Origin of the sequence: Prescottella soli, from assembly GCF_040024445.1 — a bacterium.
Classification (GTDB): domain Bacteria; phylum Actinomycetota; class Actinomycetes; order Mycobacteriales; family Mycobacteriaceae; genus Prescottella; species Prescottella soli.
The window spans coordinates 5,075,899-5,100,005 of the sequence record NZ_CP157276.1; the positions used below are offsets into that span (position 1 = coordinate 5,075,899).

The window sequence follows — 24,107 nt, forward strand, 5'->3', positions numbered from 1 at the left end:
TCCGGTCCCCGACGAGAGAGCTCAACATGGTGCCCACAACCGATTCCGGTGGGTCCGGCGCATCGACGCGCCGTGCCCATATCGTCCGCACGATCCTCGCCGTGTTGGTCATCGCGCCACTCGCGATCGCCGCCTTCTATATGTGGGCGTTGTGGAACCCGGGTGACACCGTCAATCGGCTGCCCGTGGCGATCGTGAACTCCGACGCCGGGGCCGACGTCGACGGCTCGCGGATCGTGGCCGGTGACGACGTCGTCGCGGCGCTCGTCGACAGCGGCGACGTGGACTGGAAGGTGGTCACGGCCGACCAGGCCCGGCAGGGCGTCGACGACGGGACCTACTACTTCTCGGTCGTGATCCCGGAGACGTTCAGCGCCGACGTCGCCAGCGCCGCGAGCGGCGCGGGCCGCAAGGCACAGCTCGACGTCGTCTACAACGACTACAACAGCCTCGTCGCGACACCGGTCGGCGAGAGCGTCGTCGCACAGGTGCGTTCGGCGGTCTCGGAGTCCATCGGCGAGCAGTCCGTCGATCAGGTGCTCATCGGCCTCGGCGACCTCGGGAAGGGCATGGGCGAGGCCGCCACCGGCGCCCAGCAGCTTTCGAACGGCACGAAGGAGGCCCGCACCGGCACCGACCAGCTCTACGCCGGCAGCCAGGAGCTCTCGACCGGGCTCGGCGACGCCAACCGCGGCGGCAAGGAACTCGCGGCGGGTGCCGGCGAGCTGGCCACCGGTGCAGACCAGGCCGCCGCGGGCTCCGGCGAGCTGAGCGCCGGCCTGAAGCAGCTCGTCGGCGGCACCGACCAACTCGGAGACGGTGCCCGGCAGATCAGCGAGGTCGTCGACATGGTGACCGGCCCGGTGCTGAGCATCATCGGTGAGCAGGGCGACATCGCGGCCCAGCTCGTTCAGCTGCGGGACGGCGCGCGCGAACTCGCCCGGCAGCTCACCGACCCGACCAGCGACTACCGGGGCGGCCTGCTGGCCGCCAGCGCCGGCGCCGGCGAACTGAACACCGGCCTGGGGCAGCTGTCCCAGGGCGCGCACCAGCTGAGTGCGGGCGCGAACGAGCTGTCGTCCGGTCTCGGCCAGCTCGACGCCGGCGGCATCCAGCTCCGCAACGGCCTGGGCGAACTCTCCAGCGGCATGGGGCAGCTCGACTCCGGCAGCACCGAACTCGCGACCGGCCTGACCGAGGGCGCCGCTCAGGTTCCCCAGTTCACCGACGATCAGCGCAGCACCACCGCGGGTCTGCTCTCGGCGCCCGTCGCGGTCGACGCGAAGTACGCCTACCCGGCGGCCGGCTTCGGTCCGGGTGCGGTCCCCGCCGTCATGTCGGTGCTGTTGTTCCTGATCGGCATCCTCATCTGGTTCGTCGTCCGCCCGCGTCGTGGTCGACCCCAGCGCGTGCACGGCGGTGTCGTCCGCGACGGCCTGCGCCGCTACCGCCTTCCCGCGGTCGTGACGCTGGTCGCGGCGCTGGTGGCGTCGGCGGTGTCGCTCGTCGTCGCGGATGCCGATCCGCCGAGCGCCCTGGCGATGACTGCGGTCATGATCCTCGTCGGCGCCGCCGCGGTGGCCCTCGGCCGCCTGTTCACCGTCGTCTTCGGCCCGGTCAACGGCACCTTCCTGGCGTTGGGTGCGTTGATGATCCAGATCTTCGCGTTCGGCGCGGTGTACCCGATCGAGCAGATGCCGGCGCCGCTGCAATGGCTGCATGCCCTGATGCCGCTGACATGGGCCCGCAACGCGCTGCGGATGGTCCTCGTCGGCTACTACGGGACGCGGTTCTGGACGGCGGTCGCGGCGCTCGTCGCGTTGATCGTCGTCGCCGTCGCGTTCACCATCTGGTGGCGGCGCCGGCAGGAGCCGGTCGTGGAGGACGTTCCCCCGATGGACGATCCGACCGTCGAGATGCAGCGGATCGGATGATCCCCGCCTCTGCCGGAACCTAGGAGGCGGCGCGCTCGGCGTCGTCGACAGCGATCAGCGGGTACACGCCGTTCTCGTCGTGAACCTCGCGGCCGGTCACCGGGGGATTGAACACGCACAGCATGCGCATCTCGGTGACCGGCTCCACGCGGTGCCGCTCGTGCCCGTTCAGCAGGTACATGGTGCCCGGCCGCAACTGGTGCACCTCGCCGCTGTCGAGATCGGTGAGGATGCCGTCGCCCTCGACGAGCCATACCGCCTCGATGTGGTTCGCGTAGTGGAACTCGTTGACCGATCCGGCGCGGATCGTGGTCTCGTGGAACGAGAACCCGACGCCGTCGCCGGCGAGGACGATGCGCTTGCTGCGCCAGTTGCCGTCCTCGCTGGTGATGTCGCGGTCGGTGTCGGTGATGTCGTCGGTGGTGCGAACGATCATGTGTGTCTCCTCTGATCGTGGGTGTGCGGACGGCCGAGCGTCAGGCGAAGACCTTGGCGGTCGCCTCGGCCAGGATGCTCAGGCCGTGATCGAGTTCGGCGTCGGTGATGGTCAGCGGCGGAAGCAGCTTGACGACTTCGTCGGAGGGGCCCGCCGTCTCGGCGAGCAGGCCCTCGTCGAACGCGAGCCCGCACACCTTCACCGCCGCGCCGGGATCGTCGAACACCAGTCCCTGCACCATGCCCCGGCCGCGGGTGCTGACACCCTCGAACGTGTCGGCCAGGTTGGCGAAGATCTGGTTGATCCGCTCGCCCTTCGCGAGGGTGGATCGGTGCAGGGCGTCGTCGGACCAGTAGTGGTCGAGGGCCGCGGTCGCGGTCACGAAGGCCGGGTTGTTGCCGCGGAAGGTGCCGTTGTGCTCGCCCGGCGCCCACAGGTCGAGTTCCGGCTTGAACAGCGTCAGCGCCATCGGCAGCCCGTAGCCGCCGATCGACTTCGACAGGGTCACGATGTCGGGGGTGATGCCGGCCACCTCGAACGAGAAGAACGGACCGGTACGGCCGCAGCCCATCTGGACGTCGTCGACGATCAGCAGGATGTCGTGACGGGTGCAGAGTTCGGACAGGGCACGCAGCCACTCCGGCCGCGCCACGTTGACCCCGCCCTCGCCCTGCACGGTCTCCACGATCACGGCGGCGGGCCGGTTCAGGCCGCTGCCGGAGTCGTCGAGCACGCGCTCGAACCACTGGAAATCGTCGGTGGCGCCCCCGAAGTAGTTGTCGAACGGCATGGGGGTGGCGTGCACCAGTGGCACACCGGCGCCGGCGCGCTTGAGCGAGTTGCCGGTGACCGACAGCGCACCCAGTGTCATGCCGTGAAAAGCGTTGGTGAAGTTGATGATCGATTCCCGTCCCGTCACCTTGCGCGCCAGTTTGAGGGCGGCCTCGACGGCGTTGGTGCCCGTCGGTCCGGGAAACTGCACCTTGTAGTCGAGCCCGCGTGGCTCGAGAATGGTGCGCTGGAAGCTCTGCAGGAACTCACGTTTGGCGACGGTCGACATGTCCAGGCCGTGGGTGATGCCGTCGCCGGCGAGGTACTCGATGAGCGCGCTCTTCATCACCGGGTTGTTGTGCCCGTAGTTGAGGGCGCCGGCGCCGGCGAAGAAGTCCAGGTACTCGCGGCCGGACTCGTCCCGCATCCAGGCGCCCGACGCCGACTCGAAGACAGTGGGCCAGTTCCGGCAGTAGCTGCGGACCCCGGATTCGAGGGACTCGAAAATGCTGGTCTCGACAGTGGTCATCAGTGGTCCTTCCTCAGGAAGCGTGCAGCGGCGAGATCGTGTAGAGGTCCTCGGCCGCATGCCCGTCGGGAAAGTCGTTCGGAGCGAAAAGAGTTCGCCTCGTAATGGTGGATCCCCGCCGTCCCGCCACCGATGTGAACAGGGCGATGGACGCGGTGTTGTCCGGGCTGATCGTGGTTTCGAGATTCCAAACGCCCTGTAGCGCAAGTCGGTCGAGGAGGGCGTTCAGCATCCGCCCGGCCAGTCCCTGGCCTCGCTGCTCGGTGTCGACCGCGACCTGCCACACGAAAAGCGTGTTCGGGGCATCGGGGCGGACGTATCCGGTCACGAATCCGACGACCTGGCCGTCGACGGTGGCGACGATGGAGGTGTCCTGAAAATCTCTGCACCACAGCAGATATGAGTAGCTCGAATTGAGGTCGAGTACCTGTGAATCCTTCGCGATCTCCCAGAGCCGGACTCCGTCTGAGACCTGGGGCTTACGTAACTCCACCGCGTCCGGCACGGTGGTCGGGGTAGCTCTCGATTGTGTTGGCGTCATTGTTGTTGCCGTTCTTCGTGACTCGAACGTAACAACCGCATCGCCCGATTTCACGGATCGGTGAAAATCGGGCAGACGAGACCCCGTAGCTGCGCAGGTGAGACGGTGAATGTGAGCCTGGTCACATCGTGTATCACTTGGGTGTGGCGAGAGCGAAGGGAAGGACAGAGGATGCCCCTGCCCGCCGCAAGGTCCGGGCCGCCATCGTCAGCGTCCAGCCGGTGTCGGTGACCGCGTCGAGCAGCAGCACCGGACGATCGAGCCCGGACAGATCCGGGGCCTCCCACGCATCCGCCAGGCCCGCGACGCGGTAGGCGGAGTTCGCGGCCGAGACCGGGGGATGGCCGGGCCGCTCGTGGAGCACACCCAGGTCGGACAGTCGGCCCACCTGTGCGAGTCGACCGGTCAGCGAACGCATCAGGAGCGGATGGGTGGGCGATTCCACGCACATCACCGAACCGGGTCGCTCGGTCCAGTCCCATGCCGCGAGCACTTTGATGCAGGCGTCGACGATCGCGTCCGGCACGGCGGCGTCGGGGCCGTCGAGTAGTGTCCTGAGGCGCTGTCCCCAACCCAGATCCGACAGCCGGCCCAACACGCGGCCGGGCTCCGCGCCGTCGGTAATCTTGCCGGACAGGCTGATTCCGAGCTTCGCCATGCCCGTCGGCCACTGCTTGCGCGGTGGCAGGTCGATGCCGGGTCGCTCGAGTCGCTGACGGGTGTCGGCGAGCGTCGCGGCGGCGACGTCGGCGCTGTACTTCGGGCCGGCGCAGTTGTCGCAGCGCCCGCAGCGGCTGTCGCCGTCGAGCCCGGGATCGTCGAGTTGGCGGCGCAGGAACGTCATTCGGCACTCGTCGGTGCGCTCGTATTCGAGCATCGCCTGCTGTTCCGCCTCGCGCGCGACCTCGAGTCGGCCGTAGCGGTCGGCGTCGTACGTCCACGGCTGCCCGGTGGCGACCCAGCCGCCGCGGACACGCCGGACGGCGCCGTCCACGTCCAGCACCTTCAGTACGAGTTCGAGGCGTGTGCGGTTCAGCTCGACGAGTGGTTCGAGCGCCATCGTCGACTGCGGACGCTCGGTGTCGAGGACGTCGATGACCTTGCGGACGATGTGTTCGCGCGGGAAGGAGACCGACGCGAAGTAGCTCCAGATCTGCCGGTCCTCGTGACCGGGCAGGAGCACCACCTCGGCGCTGTCGGTGGAGCGTCCGGCACGGCCCACCTGCTGGTAGTACGAGATCGGCGACGACGGTGCACCCAGGTGCACGACGAATCCGAGGTCGGGCTTGTCGAAACCCATGCCGAGCGCGGAGGTCGCGACCAGCGCCTTGACCCGGTTGTTCAGCAGATCGTGCTCGAGGACCTCGCGTTCGGCGGCGTCGGTCTGGCCGGTGTACGCGGCCACCTGGTGACCGCGGTCGGCGAGCAGGCTCGCGAGGTCGCGCGCGGCCGAGACGGTGAGCGTGTAGATGATGCCCGAGCCCGGGAGTTCGTCGAGATGCTCGGCGAGCCACGCCGCGCGCTGCGTCGCCTCCGCGATCCGCACCACCGACATGCTCAGCGAATCGCGCTCGAGGGTGCCGCGCAGCACGAGGGTCTCGGCGCCGCCGACACCGAGTTGGGTGGCGACGTCGGAGACGACGCGGTCGTTCGCGGTCGCGGTGGTCGCCAGCACCGGGATGCCGTCGCCGAGGTCCTCGACGAGGGTGCGGATCCGGCGGTAGTCGGGGCGGAAGTCGTGCCCCCAGTCGGAGACACAGTGGGCCTCGTCGACCACGACGAGGCCGGCGTCGGCGGCGAGGGACGGCAGCACCTGGTCGCGGAAGTCGGGGTTGTTGAGCCGCTCGGGGCTCACCAGCAGCACGTCCAGATCGCGCGCGGCCACGCGCTGGTGGATCTCGTCCCACTCGGTGACGTTTCCCGAGTTGATGGTCGCGGCGCGGACGCCGGCCCGCTCGGCGGAGGCCACCTGGTTGCGCATCAGCGCCAACAGGGGCGACACGATGACGGTGGGCCCGTGTCCGTGCGCCCGCAGGAGCTTCGCCGCGATGAAGTACACCGCGGACTTGCCCCAGCCGGTGCGCTGCACGACGAGCGCCCGACGTCGGCCGACGACCAGCGCCTCGATCGCCGTCCACTGGTCCTCGCGCAGCCGGGCGTCCGGCCCCGCGAGTTCCCTGAGCAACCGTTCGGCCTCGTCACGGAGATCTGCTGTGGTCGCGGTCGTCATGGGGTCCATCGTGCCCGAGGGGACCGACACCGGATCTGTCGGCCACGCCCTAGACCAGGTCCAGCGGCTCCCCGAACCGGTGGTGGTAGACCTCGTAGGCGAGCCCGCCGAGGTTGGCCGGATCACCGACGTCGACGTGTGAGGGCATCAGGCTCGGCTCCGCGAGAACCGCCTCGTATTTCGCGCGCCCCTGGCTGACGACCCAGTGCGCCGCGTCTTCCAGCCCGTCCTCGGACTCGTCGGGCCCGAGGACGGATCGATACGGCTCGTCCTGTAGTTCGGCGGCGAAATCCAGGAACAGATCTTGGAATGTGTAGACGTGGTCCTTCGGGAGTCGTCCGAGAATTTCGCGAAGGCGGTCGCGGCTCCGCGAGGACTCCTCTATTACGTCCCAGAACCAGTCGACGTCCGCACCCTGGGTCACGTCGTCGGGCGTCCCATGTGCAGGATCGGGAACGGCCGCCCGTCGGCGTCGGTGGCCGAGCGGCCCGTGACGACGAACCCGTGGCGCTCGTAGAACCCGACGGCCTGCGGATTCTGCTCGTTGACGTCGAGGTGCAGATCGGGGTGGTCGGCGACCGCCCGCCGCAGGAGCGCCGATCCCACGCCCTGACCGCGCTGCGCGTCGGCGACGAACAGCATCTCCAGGGAGTTGTCGACGAGGCCCGAGAAGCCCGCCGGGGTGCCGTCGACCTCCGCTACGGCCAGGTCGACCGCGGGCAGATAGTCGCTGACCATCCGTGACCGGTAGAAGTCGACGTCCTCGGCGGTGAGGAAGTCGTGGGTGGCGTCGACCGCGCTGCGCCAGATGCGGACCAGCGCCGGCCACTCCTCGGCCCCGCGGCACGGGCGCAGGACCGGATCCTTCGATGCGTTCATGTCGTGGACCGTACGGGTGGTGACCGCGAGGGCCAACCGAATTCCTCGTCAGTCGCTCTCGGCCAGCAGAACGTCGATTTCTTTGCGCGTCGGGGAGGCCGCACTCGCGCCGGGCCGTGTCGCGGTGAGCGCGCCGGCCGCGCAGGCGAACGTCAGCGCCGCGTGGGGGCCACGGCTCCACGCGGAGGCCAGCGCTCCTGCGAACGCGTCACCCGCGCCGGTGGTGTCGACCGCGTCGACGGTGGGGGAGTCGACGCTCAGTCGTTCGCCGTCCGGTCCGCGGTAGCGCGCGCCGGCGGCGCCCAGTGTCGTCACGACGTGCCGTACCGCCGCCAGGGCGTCCTCGCCGAGCTGCCGTTCCTCGGTCTCGTTGACGATGAGGACGTCGACAGACTCCAGTAGCTCCGGTGGAAGAGACTGGGCCGGTGACGGATTGAGCATCACGGTGGTGCCCGACTTCGCGGCGTGACGGGCGGCGGCCGTCACCGTGCCGAGCGGAATCTCCAACTGGCACAGCAGGACATCGGTGTTCGTGACGGCGTCGAGTTCGTCGGCGGTCAGGGCGGTGACACGGGCGTTGGCGCCCGGCACCACGATGATCGAGTTCTGGCCGTCCCCGTCGACCGTGATCGCGGCGATGCCGCTGGGTCCGGACACCTCACGCAGCCGCTCGGCGTCGACCTCCGCGTCGACGAGCGCCTGCCGCAGGTCCAACGCGAACGTGTCGTCGCCGACGGCGCCGACGAACACCACGTCGGCGCCGGCCTTCGCGGCCGCGATCGCCTGGTTGGCGCCCTTGCCGCCCGGTGTCGTGGTGAACGACGCCCCGAGGATCGTCTCGCCGGGAGCGGGCAGGCGCGGGGTGGATGTCACCAGATCCATGTTGATGCTGCCGACGACGACGACTCGGTGAGCGGACATGCCCCGAGACTAGGCGTGCCGAGTGATCGGTACCCGGTTTCGGGACAGGTCACCTCACGGTGCTCCGCCGGCGTAGCCGAGTTCCGCCGCGGCCTGCTTGACCTCCGCGATGAGGCGGTCCCGCTCGGCCTTGCCGACGCGTGGTTGCAGCGGTCCGAGCTGGAGGTCGTAGACGGCGCGGTTGCCGCGATCGAACACGGGAGCGCTCAGATAGCTGACCGACAGCGGCTCGTCGGAGTCGAGCGCACTCGACTCGTACGGCGGCCCACCGAGCTCACCGAGGAGTTCGAGGGCCCTCGTCCCCAGGGCGTCCCGCCGTGGACGTTCGGAAAGCAGGCCCACGACCTCGCCGATCAAGCTGAGCACGAGCGGATCGGTGTGCCCCAGCTCGTAGACCACCACGCCGGTTTCGCGTGCCTGGGCGAGCGCGGCTTCGAGCGATGCTCTCGTCTCCGCCGGCGCGGTGGCGAGCCATGCCCGTTGCTGCGCGGTGGACCGGTGCGCGAGCACGGCGGTCCCCATCGGCGCGCGCAGGGGCAGCCGGGTCCCCACGCGTACCGCGGTGGGGACGTCACTGGCGAGGCGGGCGATTCCGACGAACGTCGCCTCGGTGGCGCCGATGAGAGCCAGTGCGACACCGCATCCCGCGCGCTCGGCCAGTTCGTCGAGTACGCGCTCGTCGGCGAGCGCCGGGAATGCGTGGCGGATCGCGTCGGTCACGCCGATGAGACCCGAGCCGAGCACGTACCGCCGATCCGCCCGTCTGGCCACCCATCCCGCTCGTTCCAGCGACGTCATGATCAGCGTCGTCGTCGACCTGCTCAGCTCGAGAATCGCGGCGATCTCCTTGATCGAGATCGGATCCGACCTGCCCGCCATCAGCTCGACGATCGCGATCACTCGATCCGTCGGCGGTGACCCGGCCCGATCGGAATCGTGAGGGGGCTTGTCCTCGGCCATCGACACCTCTAACATTCCGCCACCTAATACTAGTCATAGCGTGACTAATATTTGTCACACTAGCCGGCTGGTTGAGGTCTGCGTCACTGGAGGCGGTGTGTGGGGCCCACATGGAGGCCGTGGCACACCGACGTGCGAATCCGCCTCCGAACCGCAACAACGAACCGACACCCGGATCGGGTTCCACCGCAACAACGGCCCGGTCCGGCGACTTCTCGAAGGAACGAACAACATGGCTACCTACGTCCTCACCGGCGCAGCCTCCGGGCTCGGCGCGGCAACCAAGGCGCGACTGGAGGCCGACGGCCACCGCGTCATCGGCGTCGACCTGCACGACACCGACGTGACCGTGGACCTGAGCACCGCAGAGGGACGTGCCGCGGCCATCGAACAGGTGACCGAGCTGGCGGGAGGAAAGATCGACGGCTTCGTGCCGTTCGCCGGGCTGGCTGCCGCCGCCGGCCGCCCGGCGCGGCTGCTGATCGCGGTCAACTACTTCGGCGCGATCGAGCTTCTCGAGGGCCTGCGGCCGCTGCTCGCCAAGGGCGAGAGCCCGTCCGTGATCCTGATCAGCTCGAATTCGACCACCAGCCAGCCGAATTGGCCCGTGGACCTCGCGGAGGCATGCCTGGCCGGTGACGAGGAGGCCGCGAACGCGGTGGCCGACGGTTTCGGTGACTTCGCCGCGCTCCAGGCGTATCCGGCGACGAAGGCGGCGTTGGCGTACTACGCGCGGACGAGGTCGGCCGAGTACATCAAGGAGGGAATCCGGCTCAACGCCATCGCCCCCGGCCTCATCGATACCCCGATGACGCAGGAAGGGCGGAAGGATCCGCTGACCGGTGAGGCGATGGAGCAGTTCCTGGGCACCATCCCCGCGGGCCGCGGTGGCCGGCCGGAAGAGGTCGCCTCGCTCGTGGCGTACCTGCTCGGGCCGGAGTCGACCTACTTCGTCGGCTCGGTCGTCTTCGTCGACGGAGGCACGGACGCCGCGTTCCGCGGCAAGGACTGGCCGAAGGTGTGGCAGATCGACATGTGAATGCTGCTGCTCGGCATCCCGTAGACCATCTACGGGATGCCGATCAGTCTCGGGATTCCGGGGGATTGCCGGGGAGTTCGCCTCGCCCGACGTCACATCCGTTCGATTTCGTCGATCACCGCGCCGATCAGTCGGACACCGGACGATCCCACCGGGTGGCTGAGCGCGATCGCACCGCCGTTGACGTTCAACCGGTCCTCGTCGATGCCGTGCACGCGGCCATCGACATCGGCACCGCCGCGGCGGGGTGACTGACGGTCCACGTCAGATGAAAGCGGCGAATCCGCAGCTCGCCGGGTGAGGGGTCCGTGGACGTCGTGTGGCGGATCGGCTCCGTCAGTACCGCGACGACACGCGCCCGAGTAGCGCGTAGTAGCCGAGGCAAACCAGCGCGCCGAATACCGCGCCCACCGCGAGGGCGATCCGGCCCGCGTCGGTGAAGAAGAGCAGTACGACGACGAACGCCAGGAAGCCCAGCGCGATCCAATTCGTGTACGGCGCGCCGGGCAGTCGATAGTCGGACGCCGGCAGCGCGCCGCGGTTCACGAAACGTCGGTAGCGCAGGTGGCAGAGCAGGATCACGCCCCACACGAAGATGATGCCGATCGTCGACACCGAGGTGATGTAGACGAACGCGCGGTCGGGGGACAGCACGTTGACGATCACGCCGATCACCATCACCGCGGCCGACATGGTGATGCCGGCGTACGGCACGTGACGGTTGCTCAGCCTGCCCAGCACCTCCGGGGCCTGGCGGCGCTGCGACAGGCTGCGCAGCATCCGGCCCGTCGAATAGATGCCGGAGTTGCACGACGACAGGGCCGCGGTGAGCAGGACGAAGTTCATGATGCCGGCGGCCGCAGGAATGCCGATCTGTTCGAGCACCTCGACGAAGGGGCTCTTGCCGGCGTGGAAGTCCTGCCAGCTCGCGACCGAGAGGATCACGACCAGCGAGCCGATGTAGAACAGTCCGATGCGGAACGGCAGGGTGTTGATCGCCTTGCGGAGCGTCTGCTTGGGATCCTTGGCCTCGCCGGCGGTGACGCCGACCAGTTCGACGCCCACGTACGCGAACATCACCACCTGCAGGCTCATCAGGGCGCTGCCGAATCCGTTGGGGAACACGCCGCCGTCGGCCCACAGGTTCGTCACGGTCGGATTCGTGGCGTGGCCGAAGCCGAGAGTGAGGACGCCGATGCCGATCAGGATCATCCCCAGGATCGCGGTGATCTTGACAGTGGAGAACCAGAACTCGGCCTCACCGAACAACTTGACGGAGATGAGGTTCGCGGTGAAGAGAACCAGCAGCACGACGAGCGCGGTCAGCCACGTCGGCACGCTCGGCCACCAGTACTCGACGTATTTCCCGGCCACCGTGATCTCCGCCATGCACGTCGCAGCCCACACCGCCCAGTACGCCCAGCCGGTGGCGAAGCCGAAGAACCGCCCCAGGAACTCCTCGGCGTACTCGGCGAAACTGCCGGAGATCGGCCGGTACGTCAGGAGCTCACCGAGGGCGCGCATGATGACGAAGATCACCAGGCCGGCCGCCAGATAGGCCAAGATCAGCGACGGTCCCGCGTCCTCGATGGCTCCGCCGGAGCCGTAGAACAGGCCGGTGCCGATTGCGCCGCCGAGCGCGATCATCTGCACGGTACGGGCATTCAGTCCGCGACTGTAGCCCTCGGAGGGTGCTTGGTTGATCGTCTCGTGTTGTGCCACTGACATTTCCTTAGGGCCGACGGCGCGTGGGCAGAACGATTATGCGCCCGGACCGGTCGCTAATCTGTAGACATGACTGCCGCGACGCACTCCACACCGGCCGCCAGCGACTCCGGGGACACCCGCCAGGAGGTGCATGACGCGGCCCGTCGCGCGCGCGTCGCGTCGCGTGTCCTGGCACTGCTGACCACAGCGCAGAAGGACGCCGCGCTGCACGCCGCGGCCGACGCGGTGCTCGCCGCCACCGACGCGATCCTCGCGGCGAACGCCGAGGACATCGAGGCCGCGCGCGCCGCCGGCACCGACGAGTCCCTGCTCGACCGCCTCCGGTTGACCGCCGCGCGGGTCGAGGGCATCGCCTCGGGTCTGCGTCAGGTGGCCGGTCTGGCCGACCCGGTCGGCGAGATCGTCCGCGGTTCGACGCTGCCCAACGGCCTCGAGATCCGTCAGGTCCGGGTCCCGCTCGGCGTCGTCGGCATGGTGTACGAGGCGCGCCCGAACGTCACGGTCGACGCCTTCGGCCTCGCGCTCAAGTCCGGCAACGCGGCCCTGCTGCGCGGATCGTCGTCCGCCGCTCACTCCAACGCCGCGCTGGTGAAGGTGCTCCGCGCATCTCTGGCCGAGCAGGAGCTGCCCGAGGACGCCGTCCAGTTGCTGCCCAGTGCGGACCGCTCCAGCGTCACCCACCTGATCCAGGCCCGCGGCCTGGTCGACGTCGTCATCCCGCGCGGTGGCGCCGGCCTCATCAACGCGGTGGTCCGGGACGCGACGGTGCCGACCATCGAGACGGGCGTCGGCAACTGCCACGTCTACGTGCACGCGGCCGCGGACCTCGAGATGGCCGAGAAGATCGTCATCAACGCCAAGACCCGCCGCCCCAGCGTGTGCAACACCGCCGAGACGCTCCTGGTCGACGCCGCGATTGCCGAGACCGCGGTCCCGAAGCTGCTGGCGGCGCTACAGATGCACAGCGTCACCGTCCACGGTGACCTCCCGGGCCTGGTCCCGGCCACCGAGGACGACTGGTCGGAGGAGTACCTCACCCTCGACATCGCACTCAAGGTGGTCGATGGAATCGACGCGGCCGTCGACCACATCGACCGCTACGGGACCGGCCACACCGAGGCGATCGTGACGTCCGATCTGTCCGCTGCGCGCGAGTTCACCGCGCGGGTCGACGCGGCCGCGGTTATGGTCAACGCCTCGACTGCGTTCACCGACGGTGAGCAGTTCGGGTTCGGTGCGGAGATCGGGATCTCCACGCAGAAGCTGCACGCCCGCGGCCCGATGGGCCTGGGCGAGCTCACCTCGACCAAGTGGACTGTCTGGGGAGACGGCCATACCCGACCGGCCTAGACGGCCCGAAAGGAGCGAGTGTGGACCGGGCCCTGCCGACTGCACCGCCGTTGTTCGCGAGCGTCGACGACGTCGTCGACCGTCTCGCCGAGACCGGATACCTCGCCGACAAGGCGACCGCGACCGCGGTGTTCCTCGCCGACCGGCTCGGTAAACCGCTGCTCATCGAGGGGCCCGCCGGCGTCGGCAAGACCGAGCTGGCGCGGGCCGTCGCGCAGACCTCGGACGCCGAGCTCGTGCGGCTGCAGTGCTACGAGGGCGTCGACGAGTCCCGTGCACTGTACGAGTGGAACCATGCCAAGCAGATCCTGCGCATCCAAGCCGGCAGTGACCACAACTGGGACGCGACCAAGCAGGACGTGTTCTCGGAGGAGTTCCTGCTGTCGCGTCCGCTGCTGACCGCGATCCGCCGCGAGGATCCGACGGTGCTGCTGGTCGACGAGGTCGACAAGGCCGACGTCGAGATCGAGGGCCTGCTGCTCGAGGTGCTCAGCGATTTCGCGGTCACGATTCCCGAGCTGGGCACCATCACCGCCACCCGCAAGCCGTTCGCGGTGCTCACCTCGAACGCGACGCGTGAGCTGTCGGAGGCGCTCAAACGGCGCTGCCTGTTCCTGCACCTGGATTTCCCGGACGCGGAGCTCGAGCGTCGAATCCTGGCGAGCCGGGTCCCGGAACTGCCCGAGGCGATCGCCGAGCAGCTCGTCCGGACCGTGAACGTGCTGCGCGCGATGCAGCTCAAGAAGGTGCCGTCGGTGTCGGAGACGATCGACTGGGGGCGCACGCTCCTCGCCCTGGGACTCGACACGCTCGACGACGACGCGGTCCGCGCCACGATGGGTGTGGTGCTCAAGCATCGGGCCGATCAGCAGCGCGCCGCCGCCGAGCTGCGCCTCAACTGAGAGGACCGAGCCGATGGTCACCTCGCCTGCGCAATCTCGTGGTGGTCCGCCCGCGCCGCACGGGCTGCCCGGGCATCTCGTCGACTTCGTAGAGGCGCTGCGGCGTCGCGGCATCTCGGTCGGCCCGTCCGAGACGGTCGATGCCGGTCGGGTGATGTCCGTGCTCGACCTGCTCGACCGGGAGGCGCTGCGCGAGGGGCTGGCGTGCGCGTTGCTGCGACGCCCCACCCACCGACCGACGTTCGACGCGCTGTTCGACCTGTGGTTCCCGGCGGGCGTAGGGATCCGTGGCGGTGATGCCGACAGCGAGGACCGCGCGCTGCCGCGCACGCCCGACGGCGAGATCGACTTCGCTGCGCTGCAGGAGCTGCTGGCCGAACTGCTCTCCGACGACTCGCCGGAGGCCATCGAGCAGCTGGAGGCGATCGTCGCGCAGATGGTCGAGGAGATCGGCCGGTACGACTCGGCCAACGGGCCGTCGTTCTCGGTGTATCAGGCGCTGCGCAACGTGGCACCGGACAAGCTGCTCGAGAAGATCCTCTCCGGGCTGCTCGGCAACCAGTCGCGCGACGACAAGCCGGGCGGCGACTACGCGTCCGAGGTCGCCAAGCGCGCCGCGGTCCAGCGGATCATGGACTTCCGCAAGATGGTCGAGTCCGAGACACGGCGTCGGTCGGCGGAGCAGATCGGCAAGGAACGCGTCGCGAACTACGGCGTGCCGAGGCTCGCCGAGGAGGTCGACTTCCTGCGGGCGTCCGACTCCGAACTCGTGGCCCTGCGGCGCAGCGTGACACCGCTGGCGCGGCTGCTCGCGAGCCGGTTGGCGGTGCGCCGCAGCCGGGCCCGTGCGGGCGCGATCGACCTGCGTCGCACCCTGCGCAAGTCCATGTCCACGGGTGGGGTGCCGATCGATCTGGTCCAGCGCAAGCCGCGTCCGGCGCGTCCCGAGCTGGTCCTGCTGTGCGACGTCTCCGGCTCGGTGGCCGGGTTCTCGCACTTCACGCTGCTGCTGGTGCATGCCCTGCGCGAACAGTTCTCGCGGGTGCGGGTGTTCGCGTTCATCGACACCACCGACGAGGTGACCCGCTTCTTCGACACCGGGTCGGACCTCGGGGTGGCGATGTCGCGGATGATCCGGGAGGCCGAGCTCATCACCTACGACGGGCACTCGGACTACGGGCACGCGCTGGGCGTGTTCGCCGAACGGTACGCGCACAGCATCACCAGCCGTAGCTCGCTGCTCGTTCTGGGCGACGGGCGCAACAACTACCGCGACCCGGGGCTGCCGGCGCTCGAACATCTCGTATCGGTGGCCAAGCACGCGCACTGGCTCAACCCCGAGCCTCGTGGACAGTGGGGGACCGGGGACTCGGCGGCGCTGGTCTACAACGAGGTCATCGACATGCACGAGTGCCGATCCGCCCAGCAGCTCGCCGCGGTCGTCGCCGGTTTGCTGCCTGTGTGAATCGGCGCCCCGGGGCAGCCCGTAAGCTGGACTATCGTGCAGCAGCCGACAGCGATCACCCCGCGGCGCCGCCTCGGCGTGATGGGTGGCACCTTCGACCCGATCCACCACGGACACCTCGTGGCGGCCAGTGAGGTCGCGGATCGGTTCGACCTCGACGAGGTGATCTTCGTTCCCACGGGCCAGCCGTGGCAGAAGGACGACCGTGAGGTGAGCCCCGCCGAGGACCGCTACCTGATGACGGTGATCGCGACGGCGTCGAACCCGCGGTTCTCGGTGAGCCGCGTCGACATCGACCGCAGCAAGGTCACCTATACGGTGGACACGCTGCGCGACCTGCGGGCCCAGCATCCCGACGCGGAGCTGTACTTCATCACGGGCGCCGACGCGCTCGAGAGCATCCTGTCGTGGCAGGACTGGGAGGAGCTGTTCGCGCTCGCGAAGTTCGTCGGCGTCTCCCGCCCCGGGTACGAGCTGCACACCGAGCACCTCTCGTCCCACCTCGACCGGCTTCCGCTGGATGCGGTGACGTTGATCGAGATCCCGGCCCTGGCGATCTCGTCGACCGAGTGCCGTCTGCGGGCTGCCGAGCACCGGCCGGTCTGGTACCTCGTGCCGGACGGCGTGGTGCAGTACATCAGCAAGCGCAACCTGTACCGGCCGCGTGGGGCGGAGCGGCTCGACGGTGCGGTGACGATGTCCGAGCCGGTCCCGGCGCGACAGGCGCCGACCGACCCTTCACAATCTTCAGTACAAGCAGAACCGGGAGAACACTGAGTGAGCGCATCGAACGACGCCATCGAGATGGCACGAATCGCGGCACTGGCGGCCGACGAGAAGTTGGCCACGGACGTGGTGGTGCTCGACGTCTCGGAGCAGCTCGTGATCACGGACTGCTTCGTCATCGCGTCTGCCCCCAACGAACGTCAGGTCAACGCGATCGTCGACAACGTCGAGGACAAGCTGCGTGAGGCCGGGCACAAACCGGTGCGCCGCGAGGGCGCCCGCGAGGGCCGCTGGGCCCTGATCGACTTCGTCGACATCGTGGTGCACATCCAGCACACCGACGAGCGCAACTTCTACGCGCTCGACCGGCTGTGGAAGGACTGCCCGGAGATCCCGGTGGAGGGCATCGAGCCCCGGCAGCTGCCGATCGACTCGGACCCGGTCGACGAGGCGGGGGAGCCGGAGCTGTGACGGCGGCCGCGGGCCTGCCCGCGGTCCGGCGTCTGCTCCTGCTGCGGCACGGCCAGACCGAGTACAACGCGTCGGACCGGATGCAGGGTCAGCTCGACACCGACCTGTCCGATCTGGGGCGTACCCAGGCCAAGACCGTCGCGCAGGCGCTCGCCGACAAGCGTCCGTTCGCGATCGTGTCGTCCGATCTGCGCCGCGCGCACGACACCGCGCTCGCGCTCGGCGACCACGTCGGGCTGTCGGTGGAGACCGACAGCCGGCTGCGCGAGACGCACCTCGGGGACTGGCAGGGGCTCACCCACAGCGACGTCGACGCCATCTCGCCCGGAGCCCGGGCGCGCTGGCGCACCGACGCCGAGTGGGCGCCGCCGGCCGGGGAGAGCCGCATCGACGTGGCCGAGCGCAGCCTGCCGGTGGTGCAGGAACTGCTCGCGCGGCACGAGAACTGGGGATCGGATCCGCTGGTGCTCGTCGCGCACGGCGGTCTCATCGCCGCGCTCACGGCGCGACTGCTCGACCTGCCGGTGGATCGGTGGTCGGTGCTCGGAGGACTCGGGAACACCAGCTGGGTGCAGCTCAGCGGACATGGGGAGGGAACAGAAGCGGTATGGCGATTGGATGTGTGGAACGCGTCGGCGAGCGTGGCCAGTGACGTCCTCTGACGGCGAAGCCGTCGAGACGGCGCAGCCCGTCCTGCTGGTGGTCGCGGATTCGCTGGCGTACTACGGGCCCAAGGGCGGCCTGCCGGCCGACCATCCGCGTATTTGGCCGACCCTCGTGGCGAAGGAACTGGGGTGGCGCGTCGAACTCGTCGCGCGGATCGGCTGGACCAGCCGGGACGCGTGGTGGGCGATCACGCAGGACCCGCGGGTCTGGGCGGCGGTGCCGCAGGCCGGAGCCGTGGTGTTCGCGGTCGGCGGCATGGATTCGCTGCCGTCCCCGCTGCCGACGGCGCTGCGCGAGCAACTGCGCTACATCCGGCCGCCCGCGCTGCGCCGCGTGGTGCGCTCGGGCTACCAGTGGTTGCAGCCGCGGCTGTCGAAGCTCGGCCGTCCGGTGGCGCTGCCGCCGAAACTGTCGGTCGAGTACCTCGAGAGCTGCCGAGACGCGCTCGCCGCGATCCGGCCGGACCTGCCGGTGATCGGGACATATCCCTCGGTGCACCGCTGTGACGCGTACGGACGGGTCCACACCGGGCGCGCCCCCGCGGTCCGTGCGCTCGAGGCATGGTCGGCCGAGAAGCGCGTTCCGATGGTCGATCTCGCGGCCGCGGTCCGCGAGAACGTCTTCTCCGATCGCGCGAATCCGGACGGTATCCACTGGGGCTGGGACGCGCACGAGGAAGTCGCGGCGGCCATGATCGACGCGATCAAGAACGTCCGTCGCACTGCAGACCCCGCCGAGAGCGAAATAGGGTAGGGGCGTGCCTGTCGTCGTCGTCACCGACTCCTCGGCTTGCCTGTCACCCGAACTGGTCGACAGGCTCGGCATCCGTGTCGTGCCGCTGCACGTGCTCCACGACGGGCACGACTATCGAGACGGCATCGACACCGTCCCGGACGGCCTGGCCGGTGTGACGACGTCGGGGGCGTCGCCGGGTGAACTGGGGGACGTGTACGCGGCCGCGCTGGCCGACAGCGGTGGGGACGGTGTCGTCGCCGTGCACATCTCCCGGCAGCTGTCGGGGACGTGGGAGGCCGGTCGGCAGGCGGCGCAGACACTGGGTGAGCGGGTCCGCGTGGTGGACTCCGCGTCGGCGGGCATGGGGCTCGGGTTCCCGGCGCTCGCCGCGGCCCGGGTCGCGCGCGCCGGGCGCAGTCTCGAGGCCGTGTACCAGCGGGCGGTCGAGGTGGCCGCCCGCGGACGCACGCTGATCGTCGTCGACCGCCTGGACCATCTGCGGCGCGGCGGACGGATCGGCACCGCCGCCGCCCTGCTCGGCACGGCGCTGGCGATGAAGCCGGTGCTGCACCTCGTCGACGGCAAACTGGTACTGCGCGAGAAGACCCGCACGTCGACGAAGGCGCTGGGCAAGTTGGTCGACGCGGCCGTCGAACACGCCGGCTCGGAACCCGCCGCTGTCGCGGTGCATCATTCGTCCGCGCCGCAGCGCGCGGAAGAGGTTGCGGCGCAACTGAAAGAACGCGTCCCAGCGATGACCGAACTGGTCGTCACCGAGATCGGGAGCGTGCTCGGCGCACACGTCGGCGCGGGTGCCGTCGGTGTCGTGGTGTGCCCGGGCGGCGCGGACGCGGACGATCCGTCCAAGGATTCATCCACAGCCCGCGACTGATCCACAGACTTCTTCCTCGAGGCGCCCGAGGGCGGTCAGCCGTCGTCGGCGGACCCTACGGTCGGCGCCATGGGTACCGATCTGGATCGAGCGAGGGTGCGCAGCAGGCTCGCGGCGGCGTCCACCGTGCCGACGCCGATGCGCCCGGGCGGCGCGGTCGACGCCGCCGATGACGACGACGCTCCGACGTGGGCGCCGGGATGGCTGTCCGAACAGGACGATTCGCTTGGCGAGTCGGACGGCCTGCGGGATTCGCCGCGGCGGTGGGAGACGCGACTGAACCTGGGACGGCGCGGCGCGGTCGCCCTGGTCGTCGTGGGTCTGATCGCCGCCGGAATTGCCGCGGTGTCGGTGTGGCGGGATCGTCCGACGGCCCAGGCGGTTCCGCCCCTGCCGGTCGTGGAGGTCCGGCAGCAGGACGCCGGTGTCGTCGACCCGTCCGCGTCCCCGACCCCGCAGCCGGCGCCGCCCGCACCCGATGCCCAACTGGTGGTGAGCGTGGTCGGACTCGTCAACCAGGCGGGGCTGGTGCGTCTGCCACCCGGCTCCCGGATCGCCGACGCGCTCGCGGCCGCGGGTGGTCCGCGTCCCGGCGCGGACGTGCTGGGCCTCAACATGGCCGAGAAGGTCGACGACGGAGACCAGATCCTGGTCGGGGTCGCGCCGCCCGACGGCGGGCCGACCACCGTCGGCAGCGCGCGGGTGGGTGCCGGGACGGTGGCGTCGGGCGGGGGTGCCGGCGCCCCGGCGAAGGGCGCCGGGAAGGTGAACCTGAACACGGCCGCCGAGGGCGACCTGGACGCGCTGCCCGGCGTCGGGCCGGTCACCGCGGCGGCCATCGTGGCGTGGCGGAAGAACAACGGCAAGTTCACCGACGTCGAGCAGTTGGGCGAGGTGGACGGCATCGGACCGGCCCGGCTCGCGAAGCTGCGCGACCTGGTGACGTTGTGACGCAATGAGTTCGCCCGTGCTGGACCGGGTGCGTCCGCTCGATCTGCGCCTCGTGCCGTCGGCGGTGACGTGTTGGGCGGCGACGATCGTGGGGATGCTCGCCGGTTGGCGGACCGCCGCGCTCCTCGGCGCCGGGCTGGCCGGCATGGGCGCGCTGTCCGCGGTCACCGTGGTGTGGGTGCGCCGTCGCGGTGCGTCGCCGATCGTGGTCGGCGTCGGTGTGGCGGTTGTCGCGGCCGTCCTCCTCGGGGCGGGGTTCGCCGCGGCCATTGCCGTGCGCGCCCACGCCGTTGCGGTCCACCCGCTCGCCGAGAAGGCGGCCACCGGGGCCTCCGCCACGCTGACCGTCGTCGTCGACGACGACCCGAAGCCGTTGCGCAGTACTGGTTTCGGGGGCCGGCGTCAGCTGATGATCCGGGCGTCACTGCGGTCCGTAACGGACGCGGGAGGAACGACCCGCGCAGGTGGTTCGGTGCTGGTGTTCGCCGAGGCGCCGCAGTGGGAGAGCCTGCTGCCCGGGCAGCAGGTGAGCCTGCGCGGACGACTCGCGGCACCCGAGCGCAGCGATCTCACGGTCGCGGTGGTGCGGGCCACGGGTCCGCCGAGTCGCGTCGACCCGCCGACGATCCAGCGCTGGGCCGGCGGCCTCCGGGAGCGGTTGGCGTCGGCGGCCGCCTCCGGCCTGCCGCCGGATCAGGCCGGCCTGCTGCCCGGTCTCGTCGTCGGCGACACGTCCGCGCTGCCGCAGGCGGTGAAGGACGCGTTCACCGCGGCCGGACTCTCGCACTTGACCGCGGTGTCCGGCGCCAACGTCTCCATCGTGCTCGGCGCGGTGCTGCTGATCGTGCGCGGACTCGGGATCGGCCCGCGTGCCGGGGCGGTGCTGGCCGGCGCGGCGCTCGCAGCGTTCGTCGTCATCGCCCGGCCGTCGCCGAGCGTGCTGCGCGCCGCGGCGATGGGATGTGTCGCCCTGCTGGCGCTGGTGACAGGCCGTCGCAGACAGGCGATCCCCGCCCTCGCGGCTTCCGTCGTCGTTCTGCTCGCGTTGTTTCCCACGCTCGCAGTCGATTTCGGTTTCGCTTTGTCGGTGGCCGCGACTGCCGGGCTTGTCGTGCTCTCCCCGATCCTGGTGGATCGGCTGCGGGAACGGCATTGGCCGCGGTGGCTCGCGGAGATGTGCGCCGTGGCCGTCGCAGCTTTCGTGGTCACCGCGCCGCTGGTGGCGGCGATGTCGGGAACCGTCGGCGTCGTGTCGATCGTCGCGAACATCCTCGTCGCGCCGGTCGTCGCGCCGATCACGGTCGTCGGTGCCGCGACCGCGGTCCTCGCCGCGGTGTGGGCGCCGGCCGCCGCGCTCGTCGTGCGGATCGCGGGTCCGCCGCTGTGGTGGCTGCTAGAGGTCGCCGACCGTGCGGCGGGCGTCCCGGGCGCGACGGTTGCGGTCGGCGGCGGGTTGGCGGGTGCCGCCGTCGTCACGGTCGGGTTGGTGATCGTGGGACTCGCGGCGCGGTTCCGGTGGTCGCGCCGGATCCTGCTGGCACTCGTGATCGGTGTGGCCGCCGTCTGGGTGCCGACCCGGATCTATACGCCGGGGTGGCCGGCCGCGGGATGGTCGTTCGTCGCGTGCGACGTCGGTCAGGGCGACGGCCTGGTCCTGTCGACGGGCGACGGTCGCGCCGTGGTCGTGGATGCCGGTCCGGATCGGGAGCCGATGGACCGCTGTCTCCGACGTCTCGGCGTCGAGGAGATTGCGCTGGTGATCGTGACGCATCTGCACGCGGATCATTACGGCGGACTCGAGGGTGTGCTCGACGGCCGCGCGGTGGGCGCGATCGCGATCGGCTCGTCCGATCTGCCCGGCGGCGGATTCCGCTTCGTGTCCGGGGCGGCGGCGCGTGCCGACGTCGCGAGGGTGCGTCTCGAGCCCGGACGTGACCTGACGGTGGGTCGGCTGCGGTTGCAGGTCCTGGGCCCGTTGGTGCCACCGCCGCGCACCGAGGCGGCGGCCGACGACGCGGCCAACGACACCTCGCTGGTGATCAAGGCGTACACGCCGGCCGGCACCATCCTGCTGACCGGCGACGCGGAGGAGGCGGGCCAGCGGGCGCTGCTGCGGGCCGGGGTGTCGTTGCGGGCGGACGTGCTGAAGGTCCCGCACCACGGATCACGCACGACGGCACCGGAATTCATCGCCGCGGTCCGCCCTCGCCTCGCCGTGATCAGCGTCGGCGCCGACAACCCGTTCGGGCACCCCAACCCGGGCATCGTGGACCGGCTCACCGCACTGGGGGCCGTGACGATGCGCACCGACGTGGACGGTGACGTCGCGGTGGTTCGATCCGGGTCCGGGGCACTTGCGGTGGTGGGGCGTTCGCATGGCACCATCGTCCGGTGAGCACCTCTACGCGACCCGATCCGCTCCATCTCGTCCTCGGTGACGAGGAGTTGTTGGTCGAGCGCGCGGTCGCGTCCGTGATCAGTGCGGTGCGCGCCGCAGCGGGACCGTCGGGGGAGGACATCCCGGTCTCGCGCCTGCGCGCCGGTGACACCAGCGCCCCGGAGCTGGCCGAGCTGCTCAGCCCGTCCCTGTTCGCAGAGGACCGGGTGGTCGTGCTCGAGGCGGCCGCGGAAGCAGGCAAGGACGCCGTCGGGCTCGTGCAGGACGCCGCCGCGGACCTTCCCGAGGGCGTCGTGCTGATCGTGCTGCACTCGGGCGCGGGGCGAGCGAAGGCGATGGCCGGTGTCCTGCAGAAGACCGGCGCCACCGTCCACCAGTGCGCCAAGTTGAAGCCGGGCGAACGCGTGGACTTCGTGCGCGGCGAGTTCCGGGCCGCGGGCGTGCGCGTGTCCCCGGAGGTCGTCGAGTTGGTCGTCGAGGCCGTCGGTTCCGACCTGCGCGAGCTGGCCGCGGCCTGCTCGCAGTTGGTCGCCGACACCGGCGGAAAGATCGACGCCGGTGCGGTGCAGCGGTACTACTCGGGCAAGGCCGAGGTGTCGGGGTTCGACGTCGCGGACAAGGCGGTCGCCGGCGACCGGCGCGGTGCGATGGAAGCCCTGCGGTGGGCGATGCACCGTGGGGTGGCCCACGTTCTGCTCGCCGACGCGCTCGCCGACGCCGTGCACACGATCGCCCGGGTGGCCTCGGCCGGGCGCGGTGACCCGTTCCGGATGGCGTCCGAACTGGGCATGCCGCCGTGGAAGATCAAGAAGGCGCAGGGGCAGGCCCGCGGCTGGGACCCCACCTCGATCGGCGAGGCGCTGCAGGTCGTCGCCAAGCTCAACGCGGATGTGAAGGGTCAGGCCGCCGACGCCGACTACGCCGTGGAGTGGGCGGTGCAGCGTGTCGCGTCCCTCCACGGCGGTCGCTGACCTTTCGACACCGAGGTCTGGGGCTGCGGACAGGTCCGTTCATCCCGACGGTGAGGTCGTGACAGAACTAGCCCCCCGATCAGGGATCGGGGGGCTAGTTCTACAGAGCTTGCGACGGTGGAACCGTCAGAAACTTGTCAGAGAGAGTTGGCGACCTTCGCGAGCGCCGACTTCTTGTTGGCGGCCTGGTTGGCGTGGATGACGCCCTTGCCGGCTGCCTTGTCGAGCTTGCGGCTGGTGGTGACGAGGAGCTCGCTGGCCTTGTCCTTGTCACCGGCTGCCGCGGCCTCGCGGAAGGAACGGATCGCCGTACGCAGCGAGGACTTGACCGACTGGTTGCGGAGTCGGTTGCGCTCGTTGGTGCGGATCCGCTTCACCTGGGACTTGATGTTGGCCACGCGTAAAATCCTGTCGTCTTTGCGGGTTACTGTCGAAAAGCTCTGGGCACACGTATGTACCGACCGACGACACTACCAGGACCCGCGTCGCGATCCCAAACCTGCACTCCAGGGCCGCTCGGTGGGCGCCGCCCACGACCGACGGAACCGGTAGGGCGACGTTTCGATTCGGACTCCGACACGCTCCAGATCACGCAAACCAGACCACCTTGTA

24 protein-coding genes are annotated in these 24,107 nt (G+C 70.0%); 13 read left to right on the top strand and 11 right to left on the bottom strand.

The genetic code is table 11. The features are described from left to right. The first annotated feature begins 26 nt into the window (after positions 1 to 26). Complete coding sequence (locus tag ABI214_RS23590; RefSeq protein WP_348611973.1) at positions 27 to 1,934, top strand: YhgE/Pip domain-containing protein; 1,908 nt, start codon at positions 27 to 29, stop codon at positions 1,932 to 1,934. A 19-nt stretch (positions 1,935 to 1,953) separates the two neighbouring features. Here the strand turns inward: ABI214_RS23590 and ABI214_RS23595 are convergent, their stop codons facing one another. The 8 genes from ABI214_RS23595 to ABI214_RS23630 all read right to left on the bottom strand — a co-directional run bounded on the left by ABI214_RS23595 (position 1,954) and on the right by ABI214_RS23630 (position 9,216). Further along, positions 1,954 to 2,370, bottom strand: coding sequence for an ectoine synthase (locus tag ABI214_RS23595; protein ID WP_348604848.1), 417 nt, complete (start codon positions 2,368 to 2,370; stop codon positions 1,954 to 1,956). Positions 2,371 to 2,410: 40 nt separating this feature from the next. Continuing rightward, positions 2,411 to 3,670 carry a diaminobutyrate--2-oxoglutarate transaminase gene (gene ectB / locus ABI214_RS23600; protein ID WP_348604849.1) on the bottom strand — a complete coding sequence of 420 codons (1,260 nt, stop codon included), beginning with the start codon at positions 3,668 to 3,670 and terminating at the stop codon, positions 2,411 to 2,413. Positions 3,671 to 3,683: 13 nt separating this feature from the next. After that, entirely contained in the window at positions 3,684 to 4,211 is a 528-nt protein-coding gene (ectA, locus tag ABI214_RS23605) for a diaminobutyrate acetyltransferase (protein WP_348611976.1), read from the bottom strand. Positions 4,212 to 4,344: 133 nt separating this feature from the next. Next, positions 4,345 to 6,441 carry a RecQ family ATP-dependent DNA helicase gene (locus ABI214_RS23610; RefSeq protein WP_348604850.1) on the bottom strand — a complete coding sequence of 699 codons (2,097 nt, stop codon included), beginning with the start codon at positions 6,439 to 6,441 and terminating at the stop codon, positions 4,345 to 4,347. A gap of 49 nt (positions 6,442 to 6,490) precedes the next feature. Continuing rightward, a complete protein-coding gene (locus tag ABI214_RS23615) occupies positions 6,491 to 6,865 on the bottom strand; it encodes a DUF4240 domain-containing protein (RefSeq protein ID WP_348604851.1) in 375 nt (124 codons plus the stop codon). Then, on the bottom strand, positions 6,862 to 7,320 hold the full coding sequence (locus tag ABI214_RS23620; RefSeq protein ID WP_348604852.1) for an acetyltransferase: 459 nt from the start codon (positions 7,318 to 7,320) through the stop codon (positions 6,862 to 6,864). The genes ABI214_RS23615 and ABI214_RS23620 overlap by 4 nt, the downstream gene beginning before the upstream one ends. A gap of 48 nt (positions 7,321 to 7,368) precedes the next feature. Continuing rightward, on the bottom strand, positions 7,369 to 8,241 hold the full coding sequence (locus ABI214_RS23625) for a ribokinase (protein WP_348604853.1): 873 nt from the start codon (positions 8,239 to 8,241) through the stop codon (positions 7,369 to 7,371). 54 nt (positions 8,242 to 8,295) lie between these two features. Continuing rightward, the gene (locus ABI214_RS23630; protein WP_348604854.1) at positions 8,296 to 9,216 is read right to left on the bottom strand and encodes a helix-turn-helix domain-containing protein; all 921 of its coding nucleotides are present in this window, start codon (positions 9,214 to 9,216) and stop codon (positions 8,296 to 8,298) included. Between the two features lie 217 nt (positions 9,217 to 9,433). Between ABI214_RS23630 and ABI214_RS23635 the strand changes: the two genes are divergently transcribed. Beyond that, on the top strand, positions 9,434 to 10,240 hold the full coding sequence (locus ABI214_RS23635) for an SDR family oxidoreductase (protein ID WP_348604855.1): 807 nt from the start codon (positions 9,434 to 9,436) through the stop codon (positions 10,238 to 10,240). A 92-nt stretch (positions 10,241 to 10,332) separates the two neighbouring features. Here the strand turns inward: ABI214_RS23635 and ABI214_RS23640 are convergent, their stop codons facing one another. Then, entirely contained in the window at positions 10,333 to 10,503 is a 171-nt protein-coding gene (locus ABI214_RS23640; protein WP_348604856.1) for a hypothetical protein, read from the bottom strand. 73 nt (positions 10,504 to 10,576) lie between these two features. After that, positions 10,577 to 11,968 (bottom strand): amino acid permease, encoded by a 1,392-nt coding sequence (locus ABI214_RS23645; RefSeq protein ID WP_348604857.1) that lies wholly within the window; start codon positions 11,966 to 11,968, stop codon positions 10,577 to 10,579. A gap of 66 nt (positions 11,969 to 12,034) precedes the next feature. On the opposite strand from ABI214_RS23645, the gene ABI214_RS23650 reads away from it, so the two are divergent. From ABI214_RS23650 to holA, 11 genes are all read left to right on the top strand, one after another. After that, a complete protein-coding gene (locus ABI214_RS23650; RefSeq protein WP_348604858.1) occupies positions 12,035 to 13,318 on the top strand; it encodes a glutamate-5-semialdehyde dehydrogenase in 1,284 nt (427 codons plus the stop codon). A gap of 20 nt (positions 13,319 to 13,338) precedes the next feature. Next, positions 13,339 to 14,220 (top strand): AAA family ATPase, encoded by an 882-nt coding sequence (locus ABI214_RS23655; RefSeq protein WP_348604859.1) that lies wholly within the window; start codon positions 13,339 to 13,341, stop codon positions 14,218 to 14,220. A gap of 13 nt (positions 14,221 to 14,233) precedes the next feature. Continuing rightward, complete coding sequence (locus ABI214_RS23660) at positions 14,234 to 15,685, top strand: vWA domain-containing protein (RefSeq protein WP_348604860.1); 1,452 nt, start codon at positions 14,234 to 14,236, stop codon at positions 15,683 to 15,685. A gap of 36 nt (positions 15,686 to 15,721) precedes the next feature. Next, positions 15,722 to 16,462 (top strand): nicotinate-nucleotide adenylyltransferase, encoded by a 741-nt coding sequence (gene nadD, locus ABI214_RS23665; protein WP_348604861.1) that lies wholly within the window; start codon positions 15,722 to 15,724, stop codon positions 16,460 to 16,462. Next, positions 16,463 to 16,882: a ribosome silencing factor gene (rsfS, locus tag ABI214_RS23670; protein WP_348604862.1), complete on the top strand. Its 420-nt coding sequence runs from the start codon at positions 16,463 to 16,465 to the stop codon at positions 16,880 to 16,882. Then, positions 16,879 to 17,544: a histidine phosphatase family protein gene (locus ABI214_RS23675; RefSeq protein WP_348604863.1), complete on the top strand. Its 666-nt coding sequence runs from the start codon at positions 16,879 to 16,881 to the stop codon at positions 17,542 to 17,544. Before rsfS ends, ABI214_RS23675 begins: the two co-directional genes overlap by 4 nt. Then, positions 17,531 to 18,301, top strand: a complete 771-nt coding sequence (gene octT / locus ABI214_RS23680) for a diglucosylglycerate octanoyltransferase (protein WP_348604864.1) — start codon at positions 17,531 to 17,533, stop codon at positions 18,299 to 18,301. Before ABI214_RS23675 ends, octT begins: the two co-directional genes overlap by 14 nt. Positions 18,302 to 18,305: 4 nt before the next feature. Then, positions 18,306 to 19,175, top strand: coding sequence for a DegV family protein (locus ABI214_RS23685; protein ID WP_348604865.1), 870 nt, complete (start codon positions 18,306 to 18,308; stop codon positions 19,173 to 19,175). A 69-nt stretch (positions 19,176 to 19,244) separates the two neighbouring features. Beyond that, complete coding sequence (locus ABI214_RS23690) at positions 19,245 to 20,126, top strand: ComEA family DNA-binding protein (protein WP_348604866.1); 882 nt, start codon at positions 19,245 to 19,247, stop codon at positions 20,124 to 20,126. A gap of 4 nt (positions 20,127 to 20,130) precedes the next feature. Continuing rightward, positions 20,131 to 22,521 carry a DNA internalization-related competence protein ComEC/Rec2 gene (locus tag ABI214_RS23695; protein ID WP_348604867.1) on the top strand — a complete coding sequence of 797 codons (2,391 nt, stop codon included), beginning with the start codon at positions 20,131 to 20,133 and terminating at the stop codon, positions 22,519 to 22,521. Then, a complete protein-coding gene (gene holA, locus ABI214_RS23700; protein ID WP_348604868.1) occupies positions 22,518 to 23,495 on the top strand; it encodes a DNA polymerase III subunit delta in 978 nt (325 codons plus the stop codon). The genes ABI214_RS23695 and holA overlap by 4 nt, the downstream gene beginning before the upstream one ends. 137 nt (positions 23,496 to 23,632) lie before the next feature. Here holA and rpsT read toward each other — a convergent pair whose 3' ends face one another. Further along, positions 23,633 to 23,893, bottom strand: coding sequence for a 30S ribosomal protein S20 (rpsT, locus tag ABI214_RS23705; protein ID WP_348604869.1), 261 nt, complete (start codon positions 23,891 to 23,893; stop codon positions 23,633 to 23,635). Positions 23,894 to 24,107 lie beyond the last annotated feature (214 nt).

What these genes read in the sequence shown, in the direction of transcription:
- ABI214_RS23650 (WP_348604858.1), top strand. Translation starts at nt 12,035, where the DNA reads ATGACTGCCGCGACGCACTCCACACCGGCCGCCAGCGACTCCGGGGAC.
- ABI214_RS23610 (WP_348604850.1), bottom strand. Translation starts at nt 6,441, where the DNA reads ATGACGACCGCGACCACAGCAGATCTCCGTGACGAGGCCGAACGGTTG.
- ABI214_RS23590 (WP_348611973.1), top strand. Translation starts at nt 27, where the DNA reads ATGGTGCCCACAACCGATTCCGGTGGGTCCGGCGCATCGACGCGCCGT.
- ABI214_RS23620 (WP_348604852.1), bottom strand. Translation starts at nt 7,320, where the DNA reads ATGAACGCATCGAAGGATCCGGTCCTGCGCCCGTGCCGCGGGGCCGAG.
- ABI214_RS23595 (WP_348604848.1), bottom strand. Translation starts at nt 2,370, where the DNA reads ATGATCGTTCGCACCACCGACGACATCACCGACACCGACCGCGACATC.
- ABI214_RS23695 (WP_348604867.1), top strand. Translation starts at nt 20,131, where the DNA reads ATGAGTTCGCCCGTGCTGGACCGGGTGCGTCCGCTCGATCTGCGCCTC.
- ABI214_RS23635 (WP_348604855.1), top strand. Translation starts at nt 9,434, where the DNA reads ATGGCTACCTACGTCCTCACCGGCGCAGCCTCCGGGCTCGGCGCGGCA.
- ectA (WP_348611976.1), bottom strand. Translation starts at nt 4,211, where the DNA reads ATGACGCCAACACAATCGAGAGCTACCCCGACCACCGTGCCGGACGCG.
- ABI214_RS23690 (WP_348604866.1), top strand. Translation starts at nt 19,245, where the DNA reads ATGGGTACCGATCTGGATCGAGCGAGGGTGCGCAGCAGGCTCGCGGCG.
- ectB (WP_348604849.1), bottom strand. Translation starts at nt 3,670, where the DNA reads ATGACCACTGTCGAGACCAGCATTTTCGAGTCCCTCGAATCCGGGGTC.
- ABI214_RS23645 (WP_348604857.1), bottom strand. Translation starts at nt 11,968, where the DNA reads ATGTCAGTGGCACAACACGAGACGATCAACCAAGCACCCTCCGAGGGC.
- ABI214_RS23625 (WP_348604853.1), bottom strand. Translation starts at nt 8,241, where the DNA reads ATGTCCGCTCACCGAGTCGTCGTCGTCGGCAGCATCAACATGGATCTG.
- ABI214_RS23660 (WP_348604860.1), top strand. Translation starts at nt 14,234, where the DNA reads ATGGTCACCTCGCCTGCGCAATCTCGTGGTGGTCCGCCCGCGCCGCAC.
- ABI214_RS23630 (WP_348604854.1), bottom strand. Translation starts at nt 9,216, where the DNA reads ATGTTAGAGGTGTCGATGGCCGAGGACAAGCCCCCTCACGATTCCGAT.